The 25,939-nt window shown below is 43.3% G+C and carries 24 protein-coding genes; 9 read left to right on the top strand and 15 right to left on the bottom strand.

Going from position 1 to position 25,939, the window contains the following annotated elements; genetic code table 11:
• Together FC07_RS07565 and FC07_RS07570 are read right to left on the bottom strand one after the other, a co-directional pair.
• On the bottom strand, nucleotides 1-239 hold a 239-nt coding region (locus tag FC07_RS07565), incomplete at its 3' end, for a thioredoxin domain-containing protein (RefSeq protein ID WP_476738444.1).
• 335 nt (nucleotides 240-574) lie between these two features.
• The gene (locus FC07_RS07570; protein ID WP_057904522.1) at nucleotides 575-1,186 is read right to left on the bottom strand and encodes a histidine phosphatase family protein; all 612 of its coding nucleotides are present in this window, start codon (nucleotides 1,184-1,186) and stop codon (nucleotides 575-577) included.
• Between the two features lie 138 nt (nucleotides 1,187-1,324).
• Here FC07_RS07570 and FC07_RS07575 point away from each other — a divergent pair, with 138 nt between their 5' ends.
• The 5 genes from FC07_RS07575 (at nucleotide 1,325) to FC07_RS07595 (ending at nucleotide 5,497) form a co-directional block, all read left to right on the top strand.
• On the top strand, nucleotides 1,325-1,831 hold the full coding sequence (locus FC07_RS07575; protein ID WP_057904523.1) for a hypothetical protein: 507 nt from the start codon (nucleotides 1,325-1,327) through the stop codon (nucleotides 1,829-1,831).
• Between the two features lie 729 nt (nucleotides 1,832-2,560).
• Nucleotides 2,561-3,220, top strand: a complete 660-nt coding sequence (locus FC07_RS07580; protein WP_057904524.1) for an amino acid ABC transporter permease — start codon at nucleotides 2,561-2,563, stop codon at nucleotides 3,218-3,220.
• Nucleotides 3,201-3,887: an amino acid ABC transporter permease gene (locus FC07_RS07585; RefSeq protein WP_057904525.1), complete on the top strand. Its 687-nt coding sequence runs from the start codon at nucleotides 3,201-3,203 to the stop codon at nucleotides 3,885-3,887. The genes FC07_RS07580 and FC07_RS07585 overlap by 20 nt, the downstream gene beginning before the upstream one ends.
• Nucleotides 3,880-4,617: an amino acid ABC transporter ATP-binding protein gene (locus FC07_RS07590; protein WP_057904526.1), complete on the top strand. Its 738-nt coding sequence runs from the start codon at nucleotides 3,880-3,882 to the stop codon at nucleotides 4,615-4,617. The genes FC07_RS07585 and FC07_RS07590 overlap by 8 nt, the downstream gene beginning before the upstream one ends.
• Before the next feature lie 46 nt (nucleotides 4,618-4,663).
• Complete coding sequence (locus FC07_RS07595) at nucleotides 4,664-5,497, top strand: transporter substrate-binding domain-containing protein (protein ID WP_057904527.1); 834 nt, start codon at nucleotides 4,664-4,666, stop codon at nucleotides 5,495-5,497.
• Nucleotides 5,498-5,554: 57 nt separating this feature from the next.
• On the opposite strand, the gene FC07_RS07600 is transcribed toward FC07_RS07595, so the two are convergent.
• The 3 genes from FC07_RS07600 to FC07_RS07610 are packed head-to-tail and all read right to left on the bottom strand — an operon-like array spanning nucleotide 5,555 to nucleotide 8,581.
• Entirely contained in the window at nucleotides 5,555-6,265 is a 711-nt protein-coding gene (locus tag FC07_RS07600) for a LutC/YkgG family protein (protein ID WP_057904528.1), read from the bottom strand.
• Entirely contained in the window at nucleotides 6,262-7,740 is a 1,479-nt protein-coding gene (locus FC07_RS07605; RefSeq protein WP_057904529.1) for a LutB/LldF family L-lactate oxidation iron-sulfur protein, read from the bottom strand. Before FC07_RS07605 ends, FC07_RS07600 begins: the two co-directional genes overlap by 4 nt.
• 28 nt (nucleotides 7,741-7,768) lie before the next feature.
• A complete protein-coding gene (locus FC07_RS07610) occupies nucleotides 7,769-8,581 on the bottom strand; it encodes a (Fe-S)-binding protein (RefSeq protein ID WP_057904530.1) in 813 nt (270 codons plus the stop codon).
• Between the two features lie 470 nt (nucleotides 8,582-9,051).
• Here FC07_RS07610 and FC07_RS07615 point away from each other — a divergent pair, with 470 nt between their 5' ends.
• On the top strand, nucleotides 9,052-10,911 hold the full coding sequence (locus FC07_RS07615; protein ID WP_057904531.1) for a sensor domain-containing diguanylate cyclase: 1,860 nt from the start codon (nucleotides 9,052-9,054) through the stop codon (nucleotides 10,909-10,911).
• A 41-nt stretch (nucleotides 10,912-10,952) separates the two neighbouring features.
• Here FC07_RS07615 and FC07_RS07620 read toward each other — a convergent pair whose 3' ends face one another.
• The 5 genes from FC07_RS07620 to FC07_RS07640 form a co-directional block, all read right to left on the bottom strand.
• Complete coding sequence (locus FC07_RS07620) at nucleotides 10,953-11,606, bottom strand: B3/B4 domain-containing protein (protein ID WP_057904532.1); 654 nt, start codon at nucleotides 11,604-11,606, stop codon at nucleotides 10,953-10,955.
• Nucleotides 11,607-11,756: 150 nt separating this feature from the next.
• Complete coding sequence (locus tag FC07_RS07625) at nucleotides 11,757-12,497, bottom strand: amino acid ABC transporter ATP-binding protein (RefSeq protein WP_057904533.1); 741 nt, start codon at nucleotides 12,495-12,497, stop codon at nucleotides 11,757-11,759.
• Entirely contained in the window at nucleotides 12,498-13,964 is a 1,467-nt protein-coding gene (locus FC07_RS07630; protein ID WP_057904534.1) for an ABC transporter substrate-binding protein/permease, read from the bottom strand.
• Nucleotides 13,965-14,139: 175 nt separating this feature from the next.
• Complete coding sequence (locus FC07_RS07635) at nucleotides 14,140-14,595, bottom strand: Lrp/AsnC family transcriptional regulator (RefSeq protein WP_057904535.1); 456 nt, start codon at nucleotides 14,593-14,595, stop codon at nucleotides 14,140-14,142.
• A 274-nt stretch (nucleotides 14,596-14,869) separates the two neighbouring features.
• Nucleotides 14,870-16,870 (bottom strand): Orn/Lys/Arg family decarboxylase, encoded by a 2,001-nt coding sequence (locus FC07_RS07640; protein ID WP_057904536.1) that lies wholly within the window; start codon nucleotides 16,868-16,870, stop codon nucleotides 14,870-14,872.
• A 127-nt stretch (nucleotides 16,871-16,997) separates the two neighbouring features.
• Here FC07_RS07640 and FC07_RS07645 point away from each other — a divergent pair, with 127 nt between their 5' ends.
• Nucleotides 16,998-18,437, top strand: a complete 1,440-nt coding sequence (locus tag FC07_RS07645) for an APC family permease (protein ID WP_057904537.1) — start codon at nucleotides 16,998-17,000, stop codon at nucleotides 18,435-18,437.
• Nucleotides 18,438-18,627: 190 nt separating this feature from the next.
• On the top strand, nucleotides 18,628-19,326 hold the full coding sequence (locus FC07_RS07650; protein WP_057904538.1) for a helix-turn-helix transcriptional regulator: 699 nt from the start codon (nucleotides 18,628-18,630) through the stop codon (nucleotides 19,324-19,326).
• A gap of 85 nt (nucleotides 19,327-19,411) precedes the next feature.
• Here the strand turns inward: FC07_RS07650 and rhaD are convergent, their stop codons facing one another.
• From rhaD to FC07_RS07675, 5 genes are all read right to left on the bottom strand, one after another.
• Entirely contained in the window at nucleotides 19,412-20,227 is an 816-nt protein-coding gene (gene rhaD / locus FC07_RS07655) for a rhamnulose-1-phosphate aldolase (RefSeq protein ID WP_057904539.1), read from the bottom strand.
• Between the two features lie 43 nt (nucleotides 20,228-20,270).
• Nucleotides 20,271-21,539 carry an L-rhamnose isomerase gene (locus FC07_RS07660; RefSeq protein WP_057904540.1) on the bottom strand — a complete coding sequence of 423 codons (1,269 nt, stop codon included), beginning with the start codon at nucleotides 21,537-21,539 and terminating at the stop codon, nucleotides 20,271-20,273.
• A gap of 16 nt (nucleotides 21,540-21,555) precedes the next feature.
• Nucleotides 21,556-21,870, bottom strand: coding sequence for an L-rhamnose mutarotase (rhaM, locus tag FC07_RS07665; RefSeq protein ID WP_057904541.1), 315 nt, complete (start codon nucleotides 21,868-21,870; stop codon nucleotides 21,556-21,558).
• Nucleotides 21,870-23,345 (bottom strand): rhamnulokinase, encoded by a 1,476-nt coding sequence (rhaB, locus tag FC07_RS07670; protein WP_057904542.1) that lies wholly within the window; start codon nucleotides 23,343-23,345, stop codon nucleotides 21,870-21,872. Before rhaB ends, rhaM begins: the two co-directional genes overlap by 1 nt.
• Nucleotides 23,346-23,492: 147 nt before the next feature.
• Nucleotides 23,493-24,770 carry an MFS transporter gene (locus tag FC07_RS07675; protein ID WP_057904543.1) on the bottom strand — a complete coding sequence of 426 codons (1,278 nt, stop codon included), beginning with the start codon at nucleotides 24,768-24,770 and terminating at the stop codon, nucleotides 23,493-23,495.
• A 277-nt stretch (nucleotides 24,771-25,047) separates the two neighbouring features.
• Between FC07_RS07675 and FC07_RS07680 the strand changes: the two genes are divergently transcribed.
• Complete coding sequence (locus FC07_RS07680) at nucleotides 25,048-25,893, top strand: AraC family transcriptional regulator (RefSeq protein ID WP_235807479.1); 846 nt, start codon at nucleotides 25,048-25,050, stop codon at nucleotides 25,891-25,893.
• The last annotated feature ends 46 nt before the right edge of the window (nucleotides 25,894-25,939 follow it).

The raw sequence follows: 25,939 nt of genomic DNA on the forward strand, positions 1-25,939 counted from the left end.
CCATGATACCGGGGTGACACTGTACTTGGAGAACTTATGGTGAATAATTCAGGTTTATAGCGTTTTGCTAAAATATCATCTAACCCATTTTCAACGTGTTGCATCATGCATTTTAATTCATCAACACTCGGTGGCGCTTTGCGGATATAGCGCTTCACATAAGGAATCTGGTGATCTTCCAACCATTGAACGGCCTTACGAGACGATGTGCAATTTGAGCTGTAGAATAATGTGATCATGAGCTTCACTCTCCTTAATGAGTTATGGCGATTTGTCAATGCAAATCTTCAATTTAGTCTATTTCTAATTGTTTATTTTATGGTACTTGCCAGTTACACCCTTTAAGCCAGCATTACAAAATATTCTTTTGTTTCAGCTGCTGTAACCGCTTTTCAATGATTTTATAATATCATCTTTTTCTTATGATTTCTATAACATTAACAAAAAGATTGAACTTAATTCACAATTTGTTCACATTTTGCTTTTTATATGACAAACCCGTAACAGAATAGGCTTTATGGATAATAAAAAGCCAGATTGAGGGACTCAATCTGGCTTTTCTTTAGCAAATAAATTAATAAATGCGGTTGAAATATTCTAATACTTGCTGACCCTTAGCCGTGACCCTAATTTTCGTCACACTGGTATTATCGGGCTCCGGTACTGCCAACGGATGCGGTACTTGTAATGCATTCACGACAAAACTCCGCACGGTAAACCCATGGGTGACCACGACCAACTTTCCCGTTGGATAGTCGCGGACTTTCTCAGCGACAAAGTCTGCCACTCGGCGCTCAACGTCCGCAAAGGTTTCACCACCAGCTTCTGCCGCATAGGCCGGTAACACATCACCAGTTAAATCACTAAATAGTGCTGGGTACTGTTGTTTGAGCTCCGCATTAAGTTGGCCGTCCCAGCGACCATACGAAATTTCCAATAACCGCTGATCCACGGTTTGCGGTAGCGCTGCCGTTTGATTTACAATTGCTGCTGTTTGCTGTGTCCGAATCAAGGGACTTACAAATAGCTGATCGGCAAAATCAATCGCAAAATGATCATGTAACCGCTGTGCTTGCTGTTGACCAGTTTCATTTAAGTGGGTAATGGCCGTATTCGTCGTCCCTTGCTTAATGCCTTGGGTGTTGCCCGTTGTTTGACCGTGACGGATCAGGTAAAATTCAGTCATTTCATGCCTACTTTCCGTAGCGACGCTACAAATTCGTTTGCCTATCATCATAGCGCCAACTTCCAAGTATCGTCAATGTACGTTTGCCAGTAACTCATGTTATGATGAGCATATGCTAATCATTAAGGGGATCTCGCGATGACACCATTTGAAATTTATCATCCATTAATGAGTCAAAATTTAGTTTTAGACTGGCTCACAACTTTTCCATTAAAGGACGTTTTCCGGCTTCAACAAGATGCAACCCTTGCGGCTCAAAAGCAACGTGCCCCCATTACAGACATGACTGCTGCGGCTCAGGCAATCAATCAAATGATGCACCATGTCATGCGCAATGACTGCTTGGTCTGGGGTGTTGGGCTTAAACCGGCCAAACAGCTCGTTGGAATGGTACAACTCACCCCACACCAACAAACGGCTCAGGTGGTATTGGACTTCTTCCCGAACCAGCAAATCCCGACCATTTTAAACGAAACTTTGCAACGTGTTGGCCAGTTAGCTTTACACGAATTTGATTGTACAACACTTGAAATCACCTTAAAACCAACTGAGCACCATTTAGCACAGCTGCTCACGCAGCAAGGGTTTCGCCAAATCAGCACGCAGGCTTATCAAATCGCCTTAACGGCACAGGAAATGCAATAGGCCAGTCGTTCAGCGCGCTAGCAAGCGCGCTTGATGATTGAAATTACTTTATTTTAGGCAATGAATGCATTTACAAACGTAAATAATTTTTATTGACATGACTCAAAATGAGTGTAAGATTAGAACCAAGTCAAATACTTAGCTTCGATGGGAAGATTAGCCTAAACCGTTTAGCACAGAGAACTTCGTCAGGTGGAAAGAAGTGTAACATTTAGGTGAAGATGAACCTGGAGCCCGATTTTTGGTCAGCTGGCTAAAAATCCGTTTTGTTAGCGATACATAACAACAACGTATCTCAAATATTATGCAGAAAAGGAGTGAGCCACATGTTAAATCAAGACTGTTGTTGTCAATTGAATATGAACCACTCACTTCTAAAATTCAGCCTGTAATGTCATCGTAAGCGTTATTTTCATTAAGTGCTTATTTGTGCGGGCGTCATAATGTCGCGATGCGCTTAATTGAGTTTAAGTTATCAAGCTTAAAAAAGCTGGGTGGTACCACGTTAATTCGTCCCGACATCGTGATCGATGTCGGGATTTTTCTTTTTCCCAGTAAATGAATCAAAGTACATTGCACCATCATTTTGCGCTTGCAAAATAATCCGTTGTCTTTTAGGAGGCCCATGTGTCCTGCGGGGTGGTTTGACCCCACAAGACTGGTGATCCTCCGGTAATCACCATTTTGCGCTTGCAAAATAAACATCTGTGCTTTTAGGAGGTTGTTCTTATGAGTTGGAGTGTTGTTCAACAAAGCATTCCCATATTCGGTCAAGCATTCTGGTTAACCCTAAAATTGTCGTTTTACGGCATTATTGGTGCCAGTATTCTCGGACTGCTCGCCAGTTTTATCCGCTACTTTGAAATGCCGGTATTACAGCGTATTGCTGGTATGTATATTGAATTATCACGTAACACGCCTTTATTGATTCAGTTATTCTTTATCTACTATGCTTTTCCTGAAATCGGGATCAAGCTGTCGGCCCAAACTAGTGGGATCATTGGGCTGATTTTCTTAGGTGGTAGTTATATGGCCGCGGCTTTTACCGGCGGGTTAAACGGGGTTGATAAGATTCAAGTTGAATCTGGTAAAGCGATTGGTCTGACGAATTGGCAGCTGGCGCGTTACGTGGTGTTGCCCCAAGGGTTGTCACTTAGTGTCCCTGCCATTGCTGCTAACGTGATTTTTCTGATTAAGGAAACCTCAATTTTTACCGTCATCGCCATTCCAGAATTAACCAATACCGCATTGGACCAAATCGGGATGTACTATCACACAGACGAATCGTTACTGTTGTTAGTCATCGGTTATGCCATTATTTTGATTCCATTATCGATCTTGCTCACTTGGCTGGAAAGGAGGGCTCGTTATGGCGCATTCGGGAATTAATATTTTATTTGAAGGTCGTAACTTCACCCGCCTACTCGGTGGTTTATGGATCTCCGCTAAAATTGCGGTGATTGCGATTATCTTAGGTATTTTGTTGGGCATTATTTTTGGGGCATTACGCACCCTACATAATCCTGTTTTACGATTTGTTTTACGGATCTATTTGGAATTTTTCCGAATCGTTCCTACTGTTGTGTTACTCTTTTTGTTCTATTATATTCTGCCAAAAAACTTCAATATGAACTTAGGTGCCGAAACCGTCGCAATTTTAGTCTTCACCTTGTGGGTCGCTGCTGAAATGAGTGATATTGTGCGCGGAGGGTTGATCTCAGTCCCACCGCATCAAGTTGAAGCTGGCGAAGCAATTGGCCTTAATCGACTGCAACTTTACTATTATGTCTTGCTGCCACAGTCGATCAAGCTCATGATTCCAGCAACCATCAACTTAACCAGTCGTGTGATCAAGACCACCTCGCTGTTGCTGTTGATCAGTGTCATGGATGTCATCAACATCGGCCAACAAATTATCGAAGCAAATAGCCAACATTATCAAAACGGCGCGTTCTGGGTTTATGGATTTATTTTCATTTTATACTTTATCCTCTGTTACCCACTTTCACTTTGGGCCCGTCATATTGAACGAAAGGAGCTGGCAGAAAATGCCTGATAAATTATTAACGGTTAGCCATCTCAATAAAAGTTATGGCAAAAAGCCAGTATTACATGATATTAATCTCGAAGTCGAAAAGGCCAGCGTTACGGTGCTACTTGGGCCTTCTGGATCTGGTAAAAGTACCTTGATCCGGTGTTTAAATGGCTTAGAAGATTTTCAATCTGGTCAAATTGACTTTATGGATCAAACCATTAAGCCGGGATTTAAAAAATGGCAACCCATTCGTCAGCATATTGGCATGGTGTTTCAAAGCTATGATTTATTCCCAAACCGTACTGTTTTGGATAACATTTTGTTAGGCCCATTAAAAGTCCAAAAACGGGACAAACACGAAGCGACTGAACAAGCCATGCAATTACTAAAAGAAGTGCAACTGGCCGATTACGCAAATGTTTATCCGCGGCAATTGTCTGGGGGGCAAAAACAGCGCATCGCCATTGTGCGGGCGCTGGCGCTAAAACCAGAATTCATGTTATTCGATGAAGTCACCGCCTCGCTTGATCCAGAAATGGTGCGTGGCGTCCTTGAAGTCATGTTACAACTGGCCCATCAAAAAATGACCATGTTAGTGGTCACGCACGAAATGAATTTCGCGCAACAAATTGCCGATCAAGTCTTGTTCCTTGAAGCCGGCAAAATCGTCGAGGCATCATCAGGCCAAACATTCTTTACCCAGCCTAAAACAGAGCGGGCACAAGAATTCTTAAACAGTATGGCCTTTTAATAAAATTTGTTCACTATAATATATTTAAACTATGGGGGTTTGAATGATGAAAAAGAAATCTGTATTAAAGTTTAGTTTAGCCTTTGCTGCGGCCCTTTCTGTTGCAGCGATTGCACCACAACCAACAAAAGCCGCTAGCAATGCTTCCTCTGTTAGCGCCATTAAGAAACGCGGCACAATCAAAATTGCCGTTTTCGGTGACTTACCACCTTATGGTTGGGTGACCAAATCAGGTAAACGGACTGGTTACGATGTTGCCTTAGCCCGCCAAGTTGGGAAAGACTTAGGAACAAAGGTGAAATTCGTCCAAGTTAACGCTGACAGCCGGGTCGATGCCTTAAACTCTAACAAGGTCGATATGGTTTTAGCTAACTTTACCGTGACACCTGAACGGAAACAAGCCGTTAGCTTCGCTAAACCTTACATGAAGGTTTCAATCGGTGTTGTTTCACCTAAGAAGAAAGTCATTACCAAAGCCAGCCAATTAAAGGGCAAGAGCTTGATTGTCACCAAAGGGACCACTGCTGAAAACTACTTCACAACGAAGCAAAAAGGCGTCACATTGCAAAAGTACGATTCAAAGACGCAACAATTTAACGCTTTGAAAAATGGCCGTGCCGCTGCTTTAGCCGATGATAACTCTTACTTGTTTGCTTGGGTTAAGAACCACAAAAACTATAAAGTCGGGATCAAGACTTTAGGCCCTAACCAATACATTGCACCTGGTATTAAGAAAGGCAACAAGAACTTAACCAGCTGGATGAACAAAGAAATTACGAAGTTAAACAAAAAGGGCTTCTTCAAGAAGGATTATAACGACAACTTGAAGCCATACTTCGGTTCTGACGTTAAGCCTAGCGACATTATTATTACCAAATAAATAAGCTTCGCAAGCAAAAAGCGCAAATCTCGATGGATTTGCGCTTTTCGTTTGCAATTAACAGTCTGTGACCACCACATAAACCACATCTAATGGCCCGTGGACCCCAGTGACCAAATGCATTTCAATATCGCCTGAATTAGACGGTCCGGTAATGAAATGAATTGCCGAACTGCCTAAGCGACCGGCTTTAATTTCGTCGTCATACCAAGCAATGGCCTGGGTCGAACGCGGCACGATCCGTGATTGCGGCACAACGCTGATATAATGTTGCGGTAAAAAGTGGAAGGCACGGCCTTGTCCGGCGCCACTACTCACCGTAATGGTCCCTGACTCAGCTAACAGAAAATCCGCAAAACTAATACTTAAATTCGCATTTTCAGCTAACTTAAGGTTAGCCGCACGTCCATTTTCAGCCTGCCAATAGTCAACTTGTTGCGTTTCCGCCAAGCTTTGTTGCCACGCCGTTAACTGAAATTGCTCAAAAGCCTTGGTGGTTGGCAGTAAAACTGGCCCCCCACCGCGTTCTTGGATCAACGTAGTCAACTGCGCACCTAATTGCGCCTTTGCCGTTGTCACAAAGGTCACCGGAATTTTTTCACTATGGGTTTTGGCAGTTGCCAACAATTCAGCCGGCGTTTGATCAGCTAATGTCGTCTGCGGCAGATCACTGATTGGCTGGTATGGATGCTGCGCCAGCTGATGTCGTGGCTGATCCAAGCGATCAGCTAAATGATTTAAGAATTTTTCACGATTAATGATTGTCATTTGGTAGCACCCCCTTGATTCGCTTGATGATGTTCAAACCAAACACGAAAATCATCTTTATGTTTTGGTGGTTGTGGTAAATCACGTACATCCGTCCAACCTTTAATCAATCCAGGTCCATTTTTGATCATAGCCCCTTGATAAGCAAAGAAGTTCAAAGCCGTTGGGGTTTGATGCTTCGTGAAAGCTTGCATCCCAAAATGCTTAAACTGTAAGCCCATCTTAAAGAGGAACGGTGACGCGGTTGCCTTCCCAACAATTTTCATTTGGGTATCTTTAAACCCGTGCATCATCTTTAAGCGATCGGTTTCAACCTCACGATGCTTGATCAATAATGGGTGCAATGGAATCAAAACAGGGCACGTTTCGGTACAAGCACCACACAAAGAAGATGCAAATGGTAATTCACCAAACTGTTCATACCCCCCTAAAATCGGTGACAACACCGCGCCAACAGGGCCGGGGTAAAGTGACCCATAGCCGTGCCCACCTAGATGGCGGTAAACCGGACAAACATTCAAACAGGCGCCGCAACGAATACACTGTAAGATCTCTTGAAATTCAGTCCCCAATGCTTCCGAACGGTTATTGTCCAAAATCACCACGTGAAAATTAGTCGGCCCATCAGCTTCATCTTGTGCCTTAGGCCCTGCAAATGTCACATAGGTCGTTAGCCGTTGCCCCACTGCACTGCGGGCCAACAAATTATCCATGATCTCGGCTTCCTTCATACTAGGTACGATCCGTTCCATCCCCATAACGACGATTTGGGTTTCTGGAATTGAATCCACGAGATCGGCATTACCTTCATTGGTATTTAAGTTGATCATCCCGTTATCGGCAATCGCAAAGTTACACCCGGTGATCCCAACATCAGCTTCTAAAAAGCGTTCACGTAAATAATGGCGGGCAAAACGCGCTAATTTTTCAGGATCATTATCCCCAACATAACCGATTTTCTCAAACTCGGCTTTAACTTGGTCCCGGTTTTTATGCAAGGCTGGGAACACAATGTGCGATGGTTCGTCCCAATCATCTTCCTGCAAAATAAATTCGGCCAGATCGGTTTCCAAAACAGTAGTATCCGGCAACGCTTGAATCTTTTGATCTAAATCTAATTCGCTGGTCACCATGGACTTTGATTTCACCACATGACGACTTTCTTGTTCTTTAAGAATATTTAAAATATAAGTATTGGCTTCCGCTGGTGTTTGGGCAAAGAAAACTGAACCCCCGCGTTGATCAACATGATCACTAAATTCTTCTAAATAATCTGGCAAATAATTAATGGCGTGTTGGCGAATCGATTGACCAATTTTACGCCATTCTTGCCAGTGCCCTAACTCCGAACGTGCACCTTCACGTTTCACATATTGTGCATCCTGTGATTGCGCGATCGAGGCCGTTGCAAACTTGTCAGCTGCGGCGGCTGCGATCCGTTCTTCAAAAGGCTTCGTACTTGTTTTAAGTCCCATTTCGTCACCCACTTTCTTAAATATTGGCTTATGAAAGATCTACTTCAGCTGGTGCAGGCGTTGGTGCCGGCACCTCACTGACCTTCCGGATCCGGCTTGGATCAACATTCGTATTTAACACTTCTGCCAAGTGCATAATCTTAATTGGTTTTCCAAGCCGATTAAAGCGGCCACCAATATTCATCAAACAACCTGGGTCACAACTGACTAAAATTTCTGCCCCAGTTTTTTCAATATTTTCGACCTTTTCGGTGACCATTAATTGCGAGATCGAGGGTTCCTTCACTGAGAACGTACCCCCAAAACCGCAACAATACTGTAACCCATTTAAGGGCCGCATCTCTAACCCATTCACGTGCTCGAGTAACCAAAATGGCGTTTCACGTTCGCCTAAGATTCGGGTCATATGACACGAACGGTGATAGGTTGCCACCCCGTCTAATTGGGCCCCACAATCGGCAATGCCTAATACCCGCCAAATAAACTGTGAAAATTCATATGTTTTAGCGGCTAAGATTTTGGCTTGCTTCATATAATAACCATCTGGATCAGTAGGATCATCTTCCAACAAAGTTGGATATTCTTTCAAAATACCGGTGCAAGAACCCACTGGACTCACAATGTAGTCACAATCAACATCTGCAAAGGCATCGATCTGATTGTGTAAGACTGGCCACGATGCCTCAACATACCCACTGTTGTAAGTCGGTTGGCCACAACAAATTTGATCTGATGGTACCTGGATCGTACATCCTAATCGCTCTAAGACGTCAACCATATCCTGACCGACTTTTGGAAACATCAGGTCCAGCATACAGGATGTGAACAGTGCGACTTTCATAGAAAAAACCTCCTTATTACGTCTTCACTAACTGACTGGCCCCTACAATAACCTGTAGGTCAATCACCTGAAAATTGCAGTTCATTTTTCGAATAACGATTTTTCAATTTTCGAACCACAAAAATTCAGTATGATGATATGCAAGTCATCCGACTTTTGATCACTGTTATACCTTATTATATTACAATTGTAAGCCTTTTCGTTTAACTCACCAAGTAAAACACTGAAATTCGTGGAAATCCCTTAGCCATTATTTGATTGCTTCATGCAATATTTGCGCCTGTTTTACAGCCATAAGAACGATTTTATGTATCTTTTTTATCAAATATTGAATACACCTTTGAAAAATAGCATTAATTTGAATTTTTGCTTCAATATATCGCCTTTTTTACTAGATTAACCTTTTAACAGGTTCCTAATTGGGCTATAATTTGACTAGACCAGTAATTTCAATGAAGGGAGGCGTTACGATGACACCGATGGTCATGCGACTACATTTATTAAGTCCGCCGATGTTCATAACACAAGTTTTAATTGCCAGCGTGTTTATGGCCGGGTTTATTTCAATTTATCAGCGTATCGGTCATCGTATAACGCCGGAACTGTTGACGCCTTGGCGCCATTTTTGGGTGCGTGTCGTTTTGGTCGTAATCTCATTAGGGATTGGGACCATGTTTCATTTAATGGGCTATATTGTGAACTACAATGCGATGATGTTCCATAACATGGGGCTTTTTCTGATTTCATTTACCTTGATCGACGAAGAAATTGGCCTTTGGGAATATCTCACGCGGCTGGTTTGTATCCTAGCAATCTGGGCAATGCACCATGCAGGGCATTTTGCGCGCCCACAATTCGCCTTGTCATTGATTGGCTTATTGTTGGTTGCCGCCGTGATTTATCGCTATAAAGCGCGCTTACGCGATCGTTTTTGGTTTACCGCCAGTGTGATGGCCTACATTGCCATGATTTTCTGGCTATTACTCCCCCGGTTATCTGCCGGGATCCAGATGAGTACCCCGATTGCATGGCAAGCCATTGGCATGTTTATTGCAATGGATATTGTGGCTTCTAGCTACTGGCTGCAACAACATCACGTTGATTTGAAAAATGAAAAATTATCCCAGTTGGCCAACTACGATACCTTGACCAACGCCAAAACCTATTCCTTATATCAACACGACATCACAACACTTTTTCAGACTGCAAAAACAGAACAAACACCCTTAACCCTGGTGACACTGGACATTGATCACTTTAAACAGATCAATGATCACTATGGTCACTTGGCTGGCAATGCGATTTTAGTGGGCATTGCCAAAACGTTAGCGCGTGTTTTGAAAAAGTATGGCGATGACCAACAGGTTTATCGCACTGGTGGTGAAGAATTTAACATTTTATTCGCTGAAATGACGCCGCAAGAAGCCTTACCGATTATTACGGATTGCTGGCAAACGGTGCGTCAACAATATTATACCTACGATCATTACGATGTGCGGGTCACGCTTTCCATTGGGGCCACTGCCTTACAAGCCACCGATCAAAGTGTGGAAGATCTGTATAAACGTGCTGACGAAAACTTATATCAAAGCAAACGCAATGGCCGGGATGCGATTACCATTGAAAACCAAACCCAAAATAATCAGCATCACGAAACTGAACTGTTAGCCACTTATGTCTTCTTTAATCAGCATATTATGGACGTAACCTCTGATCCGCCGCAAATTATTGGCGATGAACTGTCACTACGCGCCTATGATTATGAACATAAAACTTGGCGTGAACCACATGATGCGACGCTCTCAATTGATACGCAATTAAGCTTGTTAGAACAGGCGCTGGCACAACAAGATGCACATCCGATCTTTATTCATCTCTCTTTAGATCAGCTGTGTCACGAACCCTCACAGCAGCGCATCTTAACCTTTAAACAACAAGTGATTCCTGAGCAACGATTGACGCTTGAGTTATTTACGCTGCCAACCTTGACACAAATACAACAGGTCGCAGCCATTTATCATCAAGCACAGATTCGCATTGTGCTCGATCAACTTGAACAGCCGTTTACGTTAAAGGCTGTTCAACCCTTATTACCTTATTTAGATGGTATTAATTTCAATATTGATCAACTGACCCACTTCCAAAAAAGCGCCGAATTGCAACAACAAATCACCTTTTGGGCACGAATCGCGCAACAACAGCATTTAGAATTTATCATTAAAGGCGTCGAAAACCAAGCCGAAGTTCAAAAGGCCTTTAATATTTTCCACATTCACTATTTACAAGGCTATTATTTTGATCGTCCAGCACTACCACGCTTGGATCAGTAAGTACGCAAAAACCCACCGACAATTGTCGGTGGGTTTTTGAATTAAACGCTAAATTGTGCGTTGACCATCGCTGCTTCTAAATAAGTCGTTACAGTAGTGGCAACTGTTTGTTGACATTGCTGTAACTCGGCCGTTGTTAATCCAAAACCGTAAACTACGATCAGTGCCGTGGTGGTCTGCGCTGTAATCATGGCCCGGATTGAATCAGCAGTGGGACTACCAAAGGCCCCTTGTGCATCTGCCAAAACCAATAAGTGATCTAAGTTAATGGCTGACTTGCCAATCCCTGGATAGGTCGTACCTGGTGCTCCCTTGGTTAACTGCACAGGTGGTTGCAAAGCCGCTTGATCATAGCTACCTAACGGGACCTTAAACTGTAGTGACAGGTAATTGTTCAAATCCACCAACGGATTGACCTGATACAGGCCTTTCCCTTTAGCCACCCGCCGCCATAGGCTATCCGATGACGGCCGAAAACGGGCTGGATCCTTGCCAAGTGCTTTATAGACTTGTTTCGTGGCCTGAATCCGCGGATTTTCACGAATCGTCACCAAGTCATCCTGTTGTTCAATTTCAGTCAGTAATGGCTGAATGGCCGTTGTCCATAAGTCCGTTTTAAATTGATTTTTAAAAGTCAGTGCTGTGACGCCTAATTTAATTTGTGCTGGTAATTGTGGATCGCGTTTGATCATCATTATTATCTATCCCTTCGTTAGTTGTCCCTATCTTCACAACTAACAAACAGGCACGTCACACTCACGTAACGGTGCAAAGATCATATCGCCACCTACCTTCTTCATTTTTAAGCTTATTATAGGTCATTTCAGTGCACAATATAACGCTTTTTAAATCACGTTGATCACTTTATTCAAAAACGCTTTGGTACGTGGGTTCGCGGGATGCTTAAAAATCTGTTGCGGCGTTCCTTGTTCTTGAATATAGCCCTCATCGAAAAATAACACTTTATCAGCGACTGCCTCCGCAAAGCCCATTTCATGCGTCACAATGAGCATGGTCATCCCATTTTGAGCCAATTGGTGCATCACATTTAGCACATCTCCTACCATTTCCGGATCTAATGCCGAAGTCGGCTCATCGAACAGCATCATTTCGGGTTCCATTTCTAAAGCCCGGGCAATCGCCACCCGCTGCTTTTGCCCGCCAGATAATTGAGCCGGATAGCTGTCCTGTTTGTTCGCTAATCCCACCAGTTCCAAGTAATGAATCGCATGGTCTTTGGCCTCTTGCGGCGTAAAATGCTTGGTCTGAATGGCCGCCATGGTAATGTTGTCCAACACCGTTAAATGTGGAAATAGGTTAAAATGCTGAAAAACCATCCCAACTTTTTCGCGAATTTGATTCATGTTACTGCTTTTGGCATGAATATCTTGCTGATCAATCAAGATTTGGCCTTGATCAATGGTTTCTAATCCATTTAAGGTGCGTAAAAAGGTACTTTTACCTGAACCGGACGGTCCGATCATCACCACCACATCATTGGTATGAACTGCTAAACTGACGCCCTTTAACACTTGATGTTGTCCATAAGCTTTGCGAATTCGTGACGCAACTAATTTTTCAGTCATTTAAAGCGCATCCTTTCTAATTTGAAAATGCCAACTGACCCATTTGGAAAGCCCCGTTAAGATGCCAATCAGGCCTAAATAAATCAGTGCTACCAGTAACCAAATTTTAAAGCCTTCCATATTACGGGCAATGATCATGGTGCCTTGCTGGGTTAGTTCTGCCAAACCAATGGCTGACAAAATCGACGTGCCCTTTAACAACATAATGGCCTGATTGATCAATGAAGGGACCATATTGCGAATGGCCTGCGGTAAGATCACCTTGCGCAAACTCGCAAGATAAGGGACACCTAACGATCGCGCAGCTTCCATTTGACCACGGTCAATCGCCTGGATCCCGCCACAAATGAATACTGCAATGTAGGCACTATTTTCCAAAACTAATGCCGCAACCCCTGCTGGGAAAAGCGGGATTTTTTGACCCGTTAAACTCGGCAAGCCAATATAGATGAAAAAGGCCAACACCATGAGCGGCACACTTCTAAAAATAAAGGTGTAACCCACAAACAGTGCATGTAATAAGCGGTTAGGCAGCACACCGCCAATCCCAAATAGAATTCCCACCAACGTTGCAAGCACAATGCTTACCACAGCCAACTTTAACGTCAAGTTCACACCGGCCAATAATTCTGGTGCATTTTGTTTGATCAAGCCAACAAACGAACGGTCTGTTTGCGCTTTTCGTACCACGTGACTATGTGCCCCTGTATAATAATGGACGATCCGGTTGTAAGTACCATTCTGCTTAATAGCTGCCAGCCCGCGATTAAACCGTGTGAGTAAGGCTTGATTCTGACCTTTTTTAACCGCAAAACCAATTTGGTGCGACTTATCCGGTGTTGACACGAGATGAAGTTTCAATCCATTTTTAATGGCGTACTGAATGGTCACTGTCATGTCAATGGCCGCTGCGGTGTTGCCAGCCACCACATCGTTTAATGCGGTATTCGTGGCGTCAAAGTGGCGCACCTTAAACCCATATTTTTTTTGAATGGTTTTTGCATAAGCTTCCGAGGTCGAGCCCGTTTTCACAGCAATGGTTTGCCCCCGGAGATCCTTCAGCGAATGAATTGTACTGCCTGGTTTGGTCACCAAAGACAAACTTGCATTGATGTATGGTTTGCTAAACGCCAACACGGCTTGACGTTCTGGCGTTTTCATTAACCCTGCCATAACACCATCGACCTGACCGCCTTGAACGGCCTGAACAATGCCCGTAAAACTCATAATTTTTAGCTGATAAGTAAAATGACCTTGTTTCGCGATTGCCCGTAACAATTCGATATCTAACCCAGGGTGACGGCCATTATAAGCACCATCTTTACCTTGAATCCCAAATGGGACGTTCGTTGTTTCCGTACCAATCGTATAGTGCGGTTGCGTTGCCGCTGTGGCGACCTGACCTGTGCTCCAAAAGAATAGTAGTCCAACGACGAATAATGAGATTTTCTTAAAAGAAACAAACATCAAATCACCCTTTCTTGAATGTCATAAATTATAACATCATTTTTGGTTGATTTAGGTTATGTGTTGATTTCATTCAAAGATTAGGATTTTACTGCTGTGTGCCTAATTTTTGAAAGTTTATTGGCCCTTATTCCGAATTACAAAAAAATCACCCTCATCAGAAGGTGATCGCCTACTAATCGTCCGCACGATTCTGTTCATCAAGTTTGACGCCACGGTAACCTAACACTGCGGAAAAAACCATATTGGTTCGTGTTCGCCCAAACTTTTGCACCTGATTAATAAATGTCTCGAGATCTTCTGATTCTTTAAACAAGGCACATAACATCATGGTAAAGTCCCCCGTCACCACATCCGCAAAGATCACATTGGGATTTTGCGTTAAAAAAGTGGTAAAACGCTGTTTATCCTTAGGTTCTACGTTAACAGACACATAAACTTTGACATGATAACCTAACTTTTTAACATTGATTTGGGTGAGATAACCTGTAATATAGCCGTCGCGCTCTAATTTATGCACCTTTTCGGAAACCGATGGGCTGGATACAAATAGACGCTTGGCAAGCTGGCTCACTGAAATACGCGCATTCTGCTGTAAATAATTAAGCAACTTATTGTTATTGATCGACATGACCAGACCCCTTCCATCAGATACGCTTAAGTTGCTTTTATTTAAGCATTATTGACTGGGAAAATGCAACTAACTGTCGTTTTATGTTAGGTTTCATGACACACTCAAAAAGCTGTTTTCATGTACTTTCTGAAACCGGCTTCGTTGGATACCACTTACGAGATTAATTTTTTTCGCTAGTATTTGCCTTTAATAGCAGCCTTTAGCGCTCCAATTATCAAAAATATCATCAATGCGCCAAAATTCAGACCTTGGTGACATTTCAATGAAAGCTTTAGTCTGTTAGAATCAACGCCTCACCTGTGCCATCTGCTGCATAACGTACCCCTTGGATTTCAAATTCAAAACCAGGATAAGCCTGCATAAAGGCGCCTAGTGCTTCGAAATAATGCTGGGCCAACGTCGTCCAGCGCTCACCAGGTGCAACAACAAAAACGCCTGGCGGATAAGGCAATGCCCCTTCTGCCGCTACTTGTCCAACAATTTTTTCAAGCGGGCACCAAGTTATCTGATTGCGCGTCAATTGTGCGTCCGCGGCTTGGGGCTGATAGATCTGCTGGCCCCAGGCCCCCGCCTTAAAAAGCTGCTGGTGCATGGCAATCAGTTGTAAGCGCCGTAGCTCAGCCGCCATTTGATCCGCAAAAGCGGTGACCGTTTGGGTCGCAAACGTTGAGGCGACGTTTGGCAATAATGTTTTTAATGGCGTTTCAGCAAAATAAGCGCGCTCCAAGCGCTGTAGTGCCTGCAATAAACGCTGCCAATCTGCCTGAGTAGAACCAGGTGTAACTAAAAATAGAACCGAAAACAAATCATTTTTCTCCGGAATAAACCCTTGTGCCATTAAATAAGCATTTATCAGCGGACCTGGTAATTTTTCGCTACACAGCGTTATTTTCAAAGGATCATTTAAATATTGTTGCGGAGCATAACCTGTAAACCCGTGCCAATCTGCTTGCGGTTGCATTTGCCAAGCTTGTGGATCAGCAGCCAGCTGTGCAGTTGACCAACTTTGCCAAAGCTTCCCTTGAACGGTGGTTGGCACAAACGGCCGCAAAAGCCGCGTCTTTAACACTTGCTTACGAAATTCAATGCCAACCTTTAATGCTGATTGCCACATTTCTGCTCCTTGCTGGCCTTGTTGTAAATAAGCGTTGCTTGCCGCTGAAGCATAGAGCGGATATGAAAAACTAGTGGTGACAAATTTAAGATACGCATGATTAAAGCGGTACGCATCGATATAACGTGCCTGCCCTTTTAAGTGCCCATCAAACTTAAGAATCTGCGACGTTTGTGCCAAGCCTGATTGCTGTTTATGGAGAGATTGGGTCACCAAAATTCCTGGGTCATCCGGTTGATAGGTTTGCCGTCCTGGATCCACACTGGCTAAGACTGGCAGAAAGTGTTCATAACCTGCCCAGGCCGCATCTAACAACAGATAATCACATAACCCGCGTAACTGCTTCAAAACATAAGGCAGTTGTAAATACTGACCATCATACGTATCCAGTTGTAAGACGGCTAACCGGAAGGGATGGGGTTGGCGTGCTTGGACGGGGTCAATTTGAGCCACTTGTTGCCGCAACGCCGCTTCATCAAAAGCGACTGCCGGCGTCCCACCAATCAGGCCGTACTGATTACGAGTAGCCGGTAAATAAATCGGGATACTTCCTGCCAGTAACAACGCCCCATTGTAAAGCGACTTATGACTATTCCGGTCAAATAAGACAAAATCACCTGGTGCTAAGGCCGCTGCACTACAAATGGCATTGGCGCTGGTGGTCCCATTGGTCACAAAATAGGCTTCATCGGCCCCAAAGGTTTGTGCTGCAAACTTTTCGGCGGCCAAGGCACTGCCTCCATGGGTGAGCATATCCCCTAATGTCGGCACAGAATCACTGACATCTGCTTTTAAAAAAATTGTGCCGAGTAACGTTTCAAGTGCCGCGCCAGCCGGCCCTTGCTTCAAAAACTGACCACTATGGTGTCCCGGCGTGGCAAAACTAATTGGATCGGCTTGGGCAAATGCTAATAAATCGCGCACATAGCTGGGAACCATTTGATTTTCATAAGCAGTCGCTGCCGCGAAAATAGCAGCCCAGTCTGAAGCCGCCTTAAATTGTGGTAACGGCAGTGTCGTTTTCAGAAAGGCCCCTTGTCGTGCCACAACAGCTGCTAAGCGTCGAACATCGACTGCACTGGTTAACGGTACAATTTGCCAATCCTGTTGCACCGGCGGCTCGATACCAGCTTCAATGGCAATTTGTAAATAATGCATGTTCCACTTCCTATTCTAATTTTCAGTTTCATGAAATTATTCTTCAGAAAACATTGACCCACGTTATGAATTTCCTTATTCTTGATAAGGGCCTATTTCAGGTCTAATTTAATTTGGAGGTTTTTTCTTGAATAATCTTGAATCAAATCACAAATATATCAAGTGGCCAACTTTGGCGCTGTTAACATTTGTGACGGTTATCGGCTTTGATGATATCATTTATCCCTTTCAAAATCAGGGCCTTTCAGTTGTTTTCTCATGGATTTTTATGTTATTTGCCTTTGTCATTCCCTATGAATTGATTGCGGCACAAATGGGGTCCACCTTTACCTTAAATGGTGGCGGCCTCGCAACTTGGGTGCGACACTCTAGCAATGACACCTTAGGTTACTGGACATCCTGGATGTATTGGTCATCCACCTTACCTTATTTAGTGGATGTTGCGAATTCAGTGATTGTTGCACTTTCTTGGCTGGTTTTAGGGAACAATACGTTAGACAAGCACATGTCTAATTTATGGTTTGGTATTTTTACGTTTGCTATTATTTTAATTTTTATTCTGCTGGAAAACAGCTTCAAACGTTCCCTAGAAGTCATGAGTATTATTGGTGGTGGCGCCATGTTTGTCATGACGATTTTATTTGTGATCATGACCATTGCCGGTTTATTACACGGCAATCCGATTGCCACGCAACCATTTGACTGGTCCGCTTTTATTCCGAAATTTGATACCCATTATTTTGCTTCAACTGGTTTATTGATCTTCGCGATGAGCGGTGCTGAATTAGGTGCCGCCTACATTACGAAAATGCGCAATCCTAAAAGTGAGTATCCTAAAGCCATGATCATGTTGGCGATCATGACCGCCTTCTTAACGATTTTTGGTTCATTCTCATTAGGTGTTTTCTTCAACGCGCATCACTTACCAAACGATTTGAAAATGAACGGTGCTTATTACGCCTTCCAAATGTTAGGTGAATCTTTCGGCATGGGTAAGATTTTGTTATATGTTTTTGGCGTCGTCCAACTCTTATATATGCTGGCACAATTAGCTGTTTTGATCGATGCTGCAAGCCGCGTCTTATCCGCTGATACTGCAGCAAACTTCATGCCAAAATGGTTGCTTAAACAAAATCGTTTTGGTCGGCCAATCCACAGTTACGTCTTTACAGCAGGTCTGTGTTTATTCTTGCTGTTACTGAGTGGCACCTTACCAAATATCAACACCATTTTCAACTGGCTATTGAACTTAAACGGCATCGTTTCGCCTTATAAGACTTGCTGGGTTTTCTTTGCCTTTATGGCCTTACGTGCGCATCAAGATCGTTTCGACTCGCCTTACGTCTTTATGCGCAATAAGTATGCGGCCTTAGCCGTTGGTGCTTGGTGTTTCATCTTCACCTTTACCTGCGCCACCTTAGGCTTTATGCCCCAAGAAGCTAAGTTTGGGACAGCTGCATTTACCCATCAATTTTGGTTAAACGTATTATCTGTTTTAGTGCTATTCGGATTAGGCTTTATCATGCCGCTTTGGGCCCGTTTTGAAAAGCATCGCCAGCAACATTAAGCGCGCTTAAAGTGACGCTTAGCAACTGATAAATCAGGCTTTCGCCTGATTTTTTTGTACGCTTATTTACAAGGCCAATCCCCCGAAGTCCTGGCCATTTTATGGTAGAATAGTGGGTAGATCAGGCGCCTGGCAAAACGAGATGTCCTCCAAAATAGCCATTAGCGCACTTAGAAGAGAGTTGTTTGTGATGCTTGCTTTAAATCAGCTACTCACAGACTTTGCGGCAACAGCCGATTTGCAAGTCTGTTTACTAGATATTACCGGACAAGTTTTAACCCCACGTGTCACATTGGATTCAAAACTGACCCTGAAAGTGGGCCATCGGATGCGCACACATCCCAAAACGTTACTACTGGCGGCGCCATCTGGTTTTGCGCTACCGGTTGTTTTAGACGAACAATTAGTCGGAACGATTTTATGTACCTGTCCCACGCCAATCCCTGAAGCAAAGCGGACCAGTACCATCACGATTTTACAACTGCTGCTCGCCACCTATCTCAATGGCCTCACACAACGACAACCGTTAACTGCAGCTGATGACGTTCCCGTTGCGTTACGTTCAGAACTAAAGTTAGCGATTCAATATATTCACAGCCATCTTAACGAAAACATTGCGTTGGCCCGGATTTCCAAACAAGTCTTTTTATCCAGTTACTATTTTAGCAAACTGTTTAAAAAAGAATTAGGGATCAACTATATCGACTATGTGAATGGCAAAAAAATACGCCACGCGCAGCTTTTATTGCAAGACAATAGCTGGTCGATCGACAGCATTGCCCAAAGCCTTGGTTTCACACAAATCAGCTACTTTAGTAAAACATTTAAAAAGGTCACCGGCGTTTCACCACGACAGTTTCAAAAACAATGTCAGGCCCAACAACCATAGCGCCCAAACAAAAAGCCCGTTGCGATACACCCAATCGCAACGGACTTTTTTTGTAAGAAATTAACTTTTTATAATCGGCCAGTGCTTAAAGGAAATCTGGGTTTGGTGTAACACCAAAATCAGATGCTAAATCTTTCAAGTCTTGGTCAGTGATACTTTGTTTAATGTCGCCACCTTGCGCTTTGATCGTTGTGAAGATCAAGGCTGCTTTTTCGATGGTTTCAATCAAGCCAAAGGTTTCGTCAAGGTCATCCCCAACAGCGAAGATGCCATGATGTGGCCACATAACTGCACGGAACTGCTTCATCTTATCCGCAGTGGCACGGCCAATTTCGTTGGTTCCTGGTGTCATATAAGGAATGATGCCTAAGCCTTCTGGGAAGACAACCAATGATTCAGCTTGCATCTTCCAAAGCAAACGGCTAATGTTCTTTTCACTTAATTCTTGTGTGAAGGACAAGCCAATGACATTTGTTGGATGACAATGCATGACCACACGTTGGTTAGGGTTAACCTTTAAGCGTTCGATATGTGTCATTAAATGAGATGGGAATTCACTGGTTGGTTGACCACCATCTTCAAAGCCCCACAATAAATCAACTGATTTACCATCTAATGCGATCCGAACCAAGCCGGTATCTAATTGGGGTTGGTTGATAACGTTCTTGAAGTAACGGCCAGTCCCAGTGACTAAGAAATAGTCATCGGCCAATGCAGTGGCATCAAACTTAATCGGAATATTACGCTTCACCGTATGGACGTTGTCAAAAGCGTTCACTTCTTCAGAAGTTAACCGTAAACTAACGTTACCACCATTCCGTTCGTCCCAGCCATGACGGTATAACAGGTTGGTAATTTCACTAATCTTTTTGACATACTTTGATTGACCAAAGTCTTTCATAATCTAATCTCCTCTTTCTCGTTCCTTCTATATAATATGCAGTTTAGTTACGTTTGAATTGAACATCCTTTTCGTATTGATGAATGTTGTTTAACCAGTCAGTACCAACAGGGACGTTGTTTTGTAAGCAGAATTGATCCCAAACGGCGCCAAATGGATAAGACTTCAATTCTTCTGTTTCAGCCAAACGTGTGGTGAAGTCATAGTTTAATTCAGCTTTCTTCAAGTCAGCAATTGGTGCTAACATAGCTTGCAACAAAGCCTTTTGTGTGGCACGTGCACCGATCACCCAAGCGGCAACCCGGTTGATCGTGGCATCAAAGAAGTCCAACCCAATGTTGGTCTTACTCAATTGATTGTCGCGAACCAATGAACGGGCGATCCGAACTAAGGCTTCGTCAAAGATCACAACATGATCACTATCCCAACGAACAGGACGAGAAACGTGTAACATCAAGCCTTTACCAAATGGTAAGAAGGCAGAGAACTTGTCTGATACGTCTTCTGTTGGATGCCAGTGCCCAGCGTCAATGGTCCATAACTTGTTACGGGTCAAAGCGTAGTTGTTGTAGAACAAATGAGAACCAACGGTATAGGATTCGATCCCAGTCCCAAATAATTTACCTTCAAAGGCTTCAATGGTGTTCTTTTCATCATATTTTGCACTGTTCAAGATTTCATCTAAGGACTTGATCAAGCGTTCCCGTGGGCCTTGCTTGTCGATTGGGTTATCTTTAAAGCCATCTGGAATCCAGAAATTGTTAACAGATCGTTGTCCTAATGCTTCACCAAAGTAGTTTGAAATTGCACGTGAATTTTCACCTACCCGGATCCAGAAATCACGAATGTCTTTTTCAGGACTTGCTAATGTAAAGTTATGCTTAACCTTAGGATGAGAGAAGAAGGTTGGGTTCATATCAAGGCCAACGCCTTCTTGTTTTGCCCAATCAACCCAGTACTTAAAGTCGTCAGGTGTTAATTCGTCTAAGTCTTTCTTCTTGTCTGTAACCGCGTATAAACTGTGTAATTGGACTTTATGTTTCCCAGGAATCAAGCTGAGACCTTCATGTAAATCAGCGGTTAATTCGTCAGGTGTGCGGGCAATACCAGGATAATCCCCACTAACACCGATCCCACCTGTTAATTCCTGATCAGGGTTTAAGAAACCATGAATATCATCGCCTTGCCAGCAATGGACGGATAGCTTGACCTGCTTTAAATCTGCTAAAACTTTATCTGTATCAACACCGATTTCGGCGTAACGTTGTTTAGCAACTTCATATGCTTTTTCAACTTCTTGTGCTTTGACCATATTGAACACTCCTTTATTAATCTAAATGAAAGACTTCGTCTAAATCAACGGCAACTGGACTTTTATCTGGATTGGTATCCATTAAAGGTTCCATGTAAGCCCACCACTTCTTAGCCGCATCTGTTTCGGCAATGGCGTTGTAAGCCGCCACGTCATCAACTTCTAAATAAGCGAATAGTTGACCTGTTTTTTGATCTAAGAAAATGGAATAGTTATGTGCACCTGCTGCTTTTAAGGCTTGCCGCATTTCTGGAAAAAGGTTATTGTGCCGTTTTTCATATTCAGCGTAAGCATCTTTGTGCAAGTACATGATTTGACCCATACGTTTCATTAATTCGTGACCTTCTTTCCTTTTTCAAACTTTAAGAAATCTTGGTAGCGTTGTAACACAGTGCCATACTTCCCTGTTTCTGGGGTAAAGCGCTTGATCTTAAACGAATCGTTGATCAATTGACGGCCAGACGCAATGTCACTGACATCACCTTCAGCAATCATTTGGACCATGATGTTCCCAATGGCCGTTGCCTCATCTGGGCCAGCATACACGTCAATGTTGGCCAAGGTGCTAGTCATTTGGTTCATCAAGGCCACATTGGACCCACCACCAACGATGTTCAAGGTGTCAATGGCATAGCCTAAAATTTGATCTAACTTGGCTAATTCATTGGCGTAGAACAAGGACAGATTACTATAAACGGCCATCATGATCGCGCCAGGTGTATTCGGCACCTTTTGACCTGTTTCACGACAATAGTCTTGAATTTCTTGGATCATATCAGTTGGGTTTTCAAACCGTTTCGCATTCACGTCAATAAACTGCTGGAACGGCTTTTCTTTCTCAGCCAACGCGGCCAAGTCCGCAAAACTATATTTATCGTTGTATTCGCGCTTCACGCACTGTGCGATCCACAAGCCCATGATGTTTTTCAGGAACCGGTAAGTTCCGTAAGCACCCCATTCGTTGGTGTAATTTTCAGCAAAAGCGGCGGCGCCATTTTCGGGTACGTTTAACTCGGCACCTAACAAGGACCACGTTCCAGAACTGAGGAAGGCCCAATGATCGCCGTTGCCAGGCGTCCCAACAACTGCCGAAGCCGTATCATGGGTCGCCACGGTAATGACTTCAGTTTGTGGCAAGTTGTATTCAAGCTGCCACTTATGGCGAATATTGCCTAAAACCGTCCCTGATTCAACTAAACGTGGGAATTGTTCTTGTGAAACATTGACTTGCTTCAATAAATCTTTATCGAACAAGCCTTCACGCAAATTCAACATTTGTGTGGTTGAGGCGTTGGTGACTTCTGTCACAGCATTGCCGGTTAACACATAGCCTAAATAATCGGGCATCATCATGATCTTATCGGTTTTTGCCAAATCAGCCTTGTTTTCAGCATATAGCTGATAAAGTGTATTGAAATCCAGGAATTGAATCCCCGTCTTTTTATAAATGTAATCTTTCGGAAGCTCACTGGTTAATTCAGCGATTGCATCCCGAGTCCGTGCATCTCGATAGCTGATTGGATCTTGTAACTTTTTACCGTCCATGCCGACTAACACATAATCGACAGCCCAGGTATCAATCCCTAAGCGGACTTCATCATAGCCCGCGGCCTTGATTTTTTCTAAACCTGTAAAAATTTCATTCACTAAATGATCGACGTTCCACCGATCATGTTGGTTTTCACGGGTAAAGCCATTTTTAAAGCGGTGCATTTCTTGTAGTTTCAACTTGCCAGCTTGAATTTCAGCCAACATCAGCCGCCCACTTGAAGCACCGATATCAACAGCTACATATGCTTTTGCCATCAGTAAAACCACCTCAATTCTCCAATGTAACTTTGCTCCCGCAAAGGTTTGATCTCCGGTGGATGTCCATTCCCTCGGACGAAAATCATCACGAGGGAAACATGGCCCACCTCAATTCTCTAATGTATCTTTGCTATCGCAAAAGTTTTATTGCTTTTCACTGTACTTATCGCCGTAACGTTCCCGGGTAATTTCATCCAAGGACTTGCCGCGTGTTTGTGGTGTCCAAATCGTCCCGATCACTAATGAAATAATCAGTAAGACGATCATGAACATCCCAGCCGCTTTAAAGCCCATTGTGGATAGGATCGTTGGGAAGATAATCGACCAGATCCCAGCAGAGCCCCGAACGACGAAGAACATGACACCTTGAGAACCGGCACGATACTTGGTTGGGAACAATTCTGTCGCCCATAAAGCGTACCAAGCTTGCGCACCGATACCAGCTGAAACACCCCACAAAATAACGAAGATCCATAAGCTGGTCCAATTCATACCAGAGAATGTTAAGACGATCCATGAAGCTGCTGCCATTGCTGCACCGACGAAGAAGAAAATCCGATGGTTGGCGCGATCGCCATACTTGGCAAATCCAAAGTAAGTGGCAACTGCAGTGAAGATCCATAATACGGCTTGTAACAAGTTAGCTTGTTGGTTGGTTAAACCACCGGCCGTTTCATACACATATGGCATGAAGAAGCCCATGGCACCGGCAACTAAGTTCCAGAACATGTAAACCCCGATCAAGAATAACAACGATTTTACACTAATTGCACTTGAGAATAAGTCTTTGTAAGGATGCGGCTTTTCGCCAGAAGCTTTTTCCTGCTTCTTTTGTTCAACCCATTCTTCTGATTCATGCAACCCACGTTGTAAGTTCCAAGCAATGAAGGCAATGACGGTTAACAATCCGAACATTAAGCGACTGCCTAACAAACCAAGTGGTGCTAACACAACCCCTAAGATAAAGATAATAGCTGGTCCCATTGACCAAGCAAATTGGGAGATCCCAATATTCTCAGTCCGGTTAGTACTACCCGAAGTTTCGGAAATATAAGTCCAAGAAGCAGGCACCCCGGCCCCAACGGCAATCCCAGTAATCAGGAACCCGGCTAATAACATAGCGAAGTTCACTGAAAGGGCGACGATAATCGTGCCTAACATGTAGATCAACATATCATAGGTGTAAATTACTTTACGCCCATATTTATCTGAAAGGTGACCACCAAACAATGCCCCAATGGCGGCCCCGAATGCGTTTGCACTCAATGCACCAAGTAGTCCGACTTGGAAACTGCTTAAACCTAAGGCTTTCGTCCAAAGTGTCAAACCACTGGCACCGGCGACAATCGAGCCTGAATCTAGAAAGTTTGTTAAAGAAACGGCAAAGGTTGATTTCTTAGAGCCTTGTGCTTTTTCTGCCATAGATAACGCCTCACTTTATTTTTATTACGTTTTTTTGAAGAAAACGATTACAGCTACTGAACACCTTTTATTAAACCGTATTCACAAGTGTGCTACAATAACAGTTGAACAGATTAAAAGTATCATATTCACAGGGGGTAAGTAACTTGAATCAACGGGTTATCAATTTATTAAATCAATACACATTGCTAGAAAATGAGCAAAAAAAATTCAAGTCTTTCAAGATGACCTACCTAGTCAGGCCATTGACCATGGTGAATCTACTAAAGAAGTCCGGGTGTTAAACAACTATTTTTTCCGTAATCGCAACATTTACATTAGCAAACATAATCGTTTTGCACCTTATCCCATGCATACCCATCAGTTCATTGAATTTAATTACATGTTGCGTGGCTCTTGTCACCAAATCGTCGCAGGCAAGCCGTTAACCTTGCATACCGGTGACCTTTTACTGATTGATGAAGGCTGTGCCCATGCAATTGGTACGCTAAGCGATAATGACCTATTAATTAATATTCTTTTCAGAGATCAAAATATTAGTATCAAATTTCTCAATAGCATGCGTCGCAGTAACAGTATTTTATATGACTTTCTGTTACGCCGTTCTGCCGGTGAGCAGACAAAAATCAATTATTTGTTATTCCCGCAAGAAAATGGTCACGATATTCAAGATACCTTAGAAAAGATCATCGAAGAGTATTTCCTACACCGTGAATTTTCCGATACGATCATCAAATCATATTTGTCGGTTTTATTTGCCAAACTCGTCCGTAATTATCGGATCCCGGCTCAACAGAAGGATGCCCATCAACAATTGATCGTCAGTTTATTGACTGAAATTTCAAGCTACTATCAAACCGTCAACTTGCAGCAACTGTCCAAACAATATGGTTACAACAAAAACTATCTCAGCAATCTGATCAAGAAAAACACCGGCCGCACTTTCAGTGAATTAGTCACCCAACAACGTCTGATCCAAGCCCATACTTTGGTGACATCCACGTCATTACCCATTACGGAAATCATGCACAAAGTTGGCATCAACAATAAAAATTTTTTCTACGAAAAATATAAAAACTACTACTTAGTGACGCCTGGCGAGGATCGTAAAGCGAACAAATAGGGGTTGCATTCTAAAAAAGAGTGTGAAATAATTCGCAATTGAAGAA

The organism is Loigolactobacillus bifermentans DSM 20003 (genome assembly GCF_001434575.1).
Lineage (GTDB): Bacteria > Bacillota > Bacilli > Lactobacillales > Lactobacillaceae > Loigolactobacillus > Loigolactobacillus bifermentans.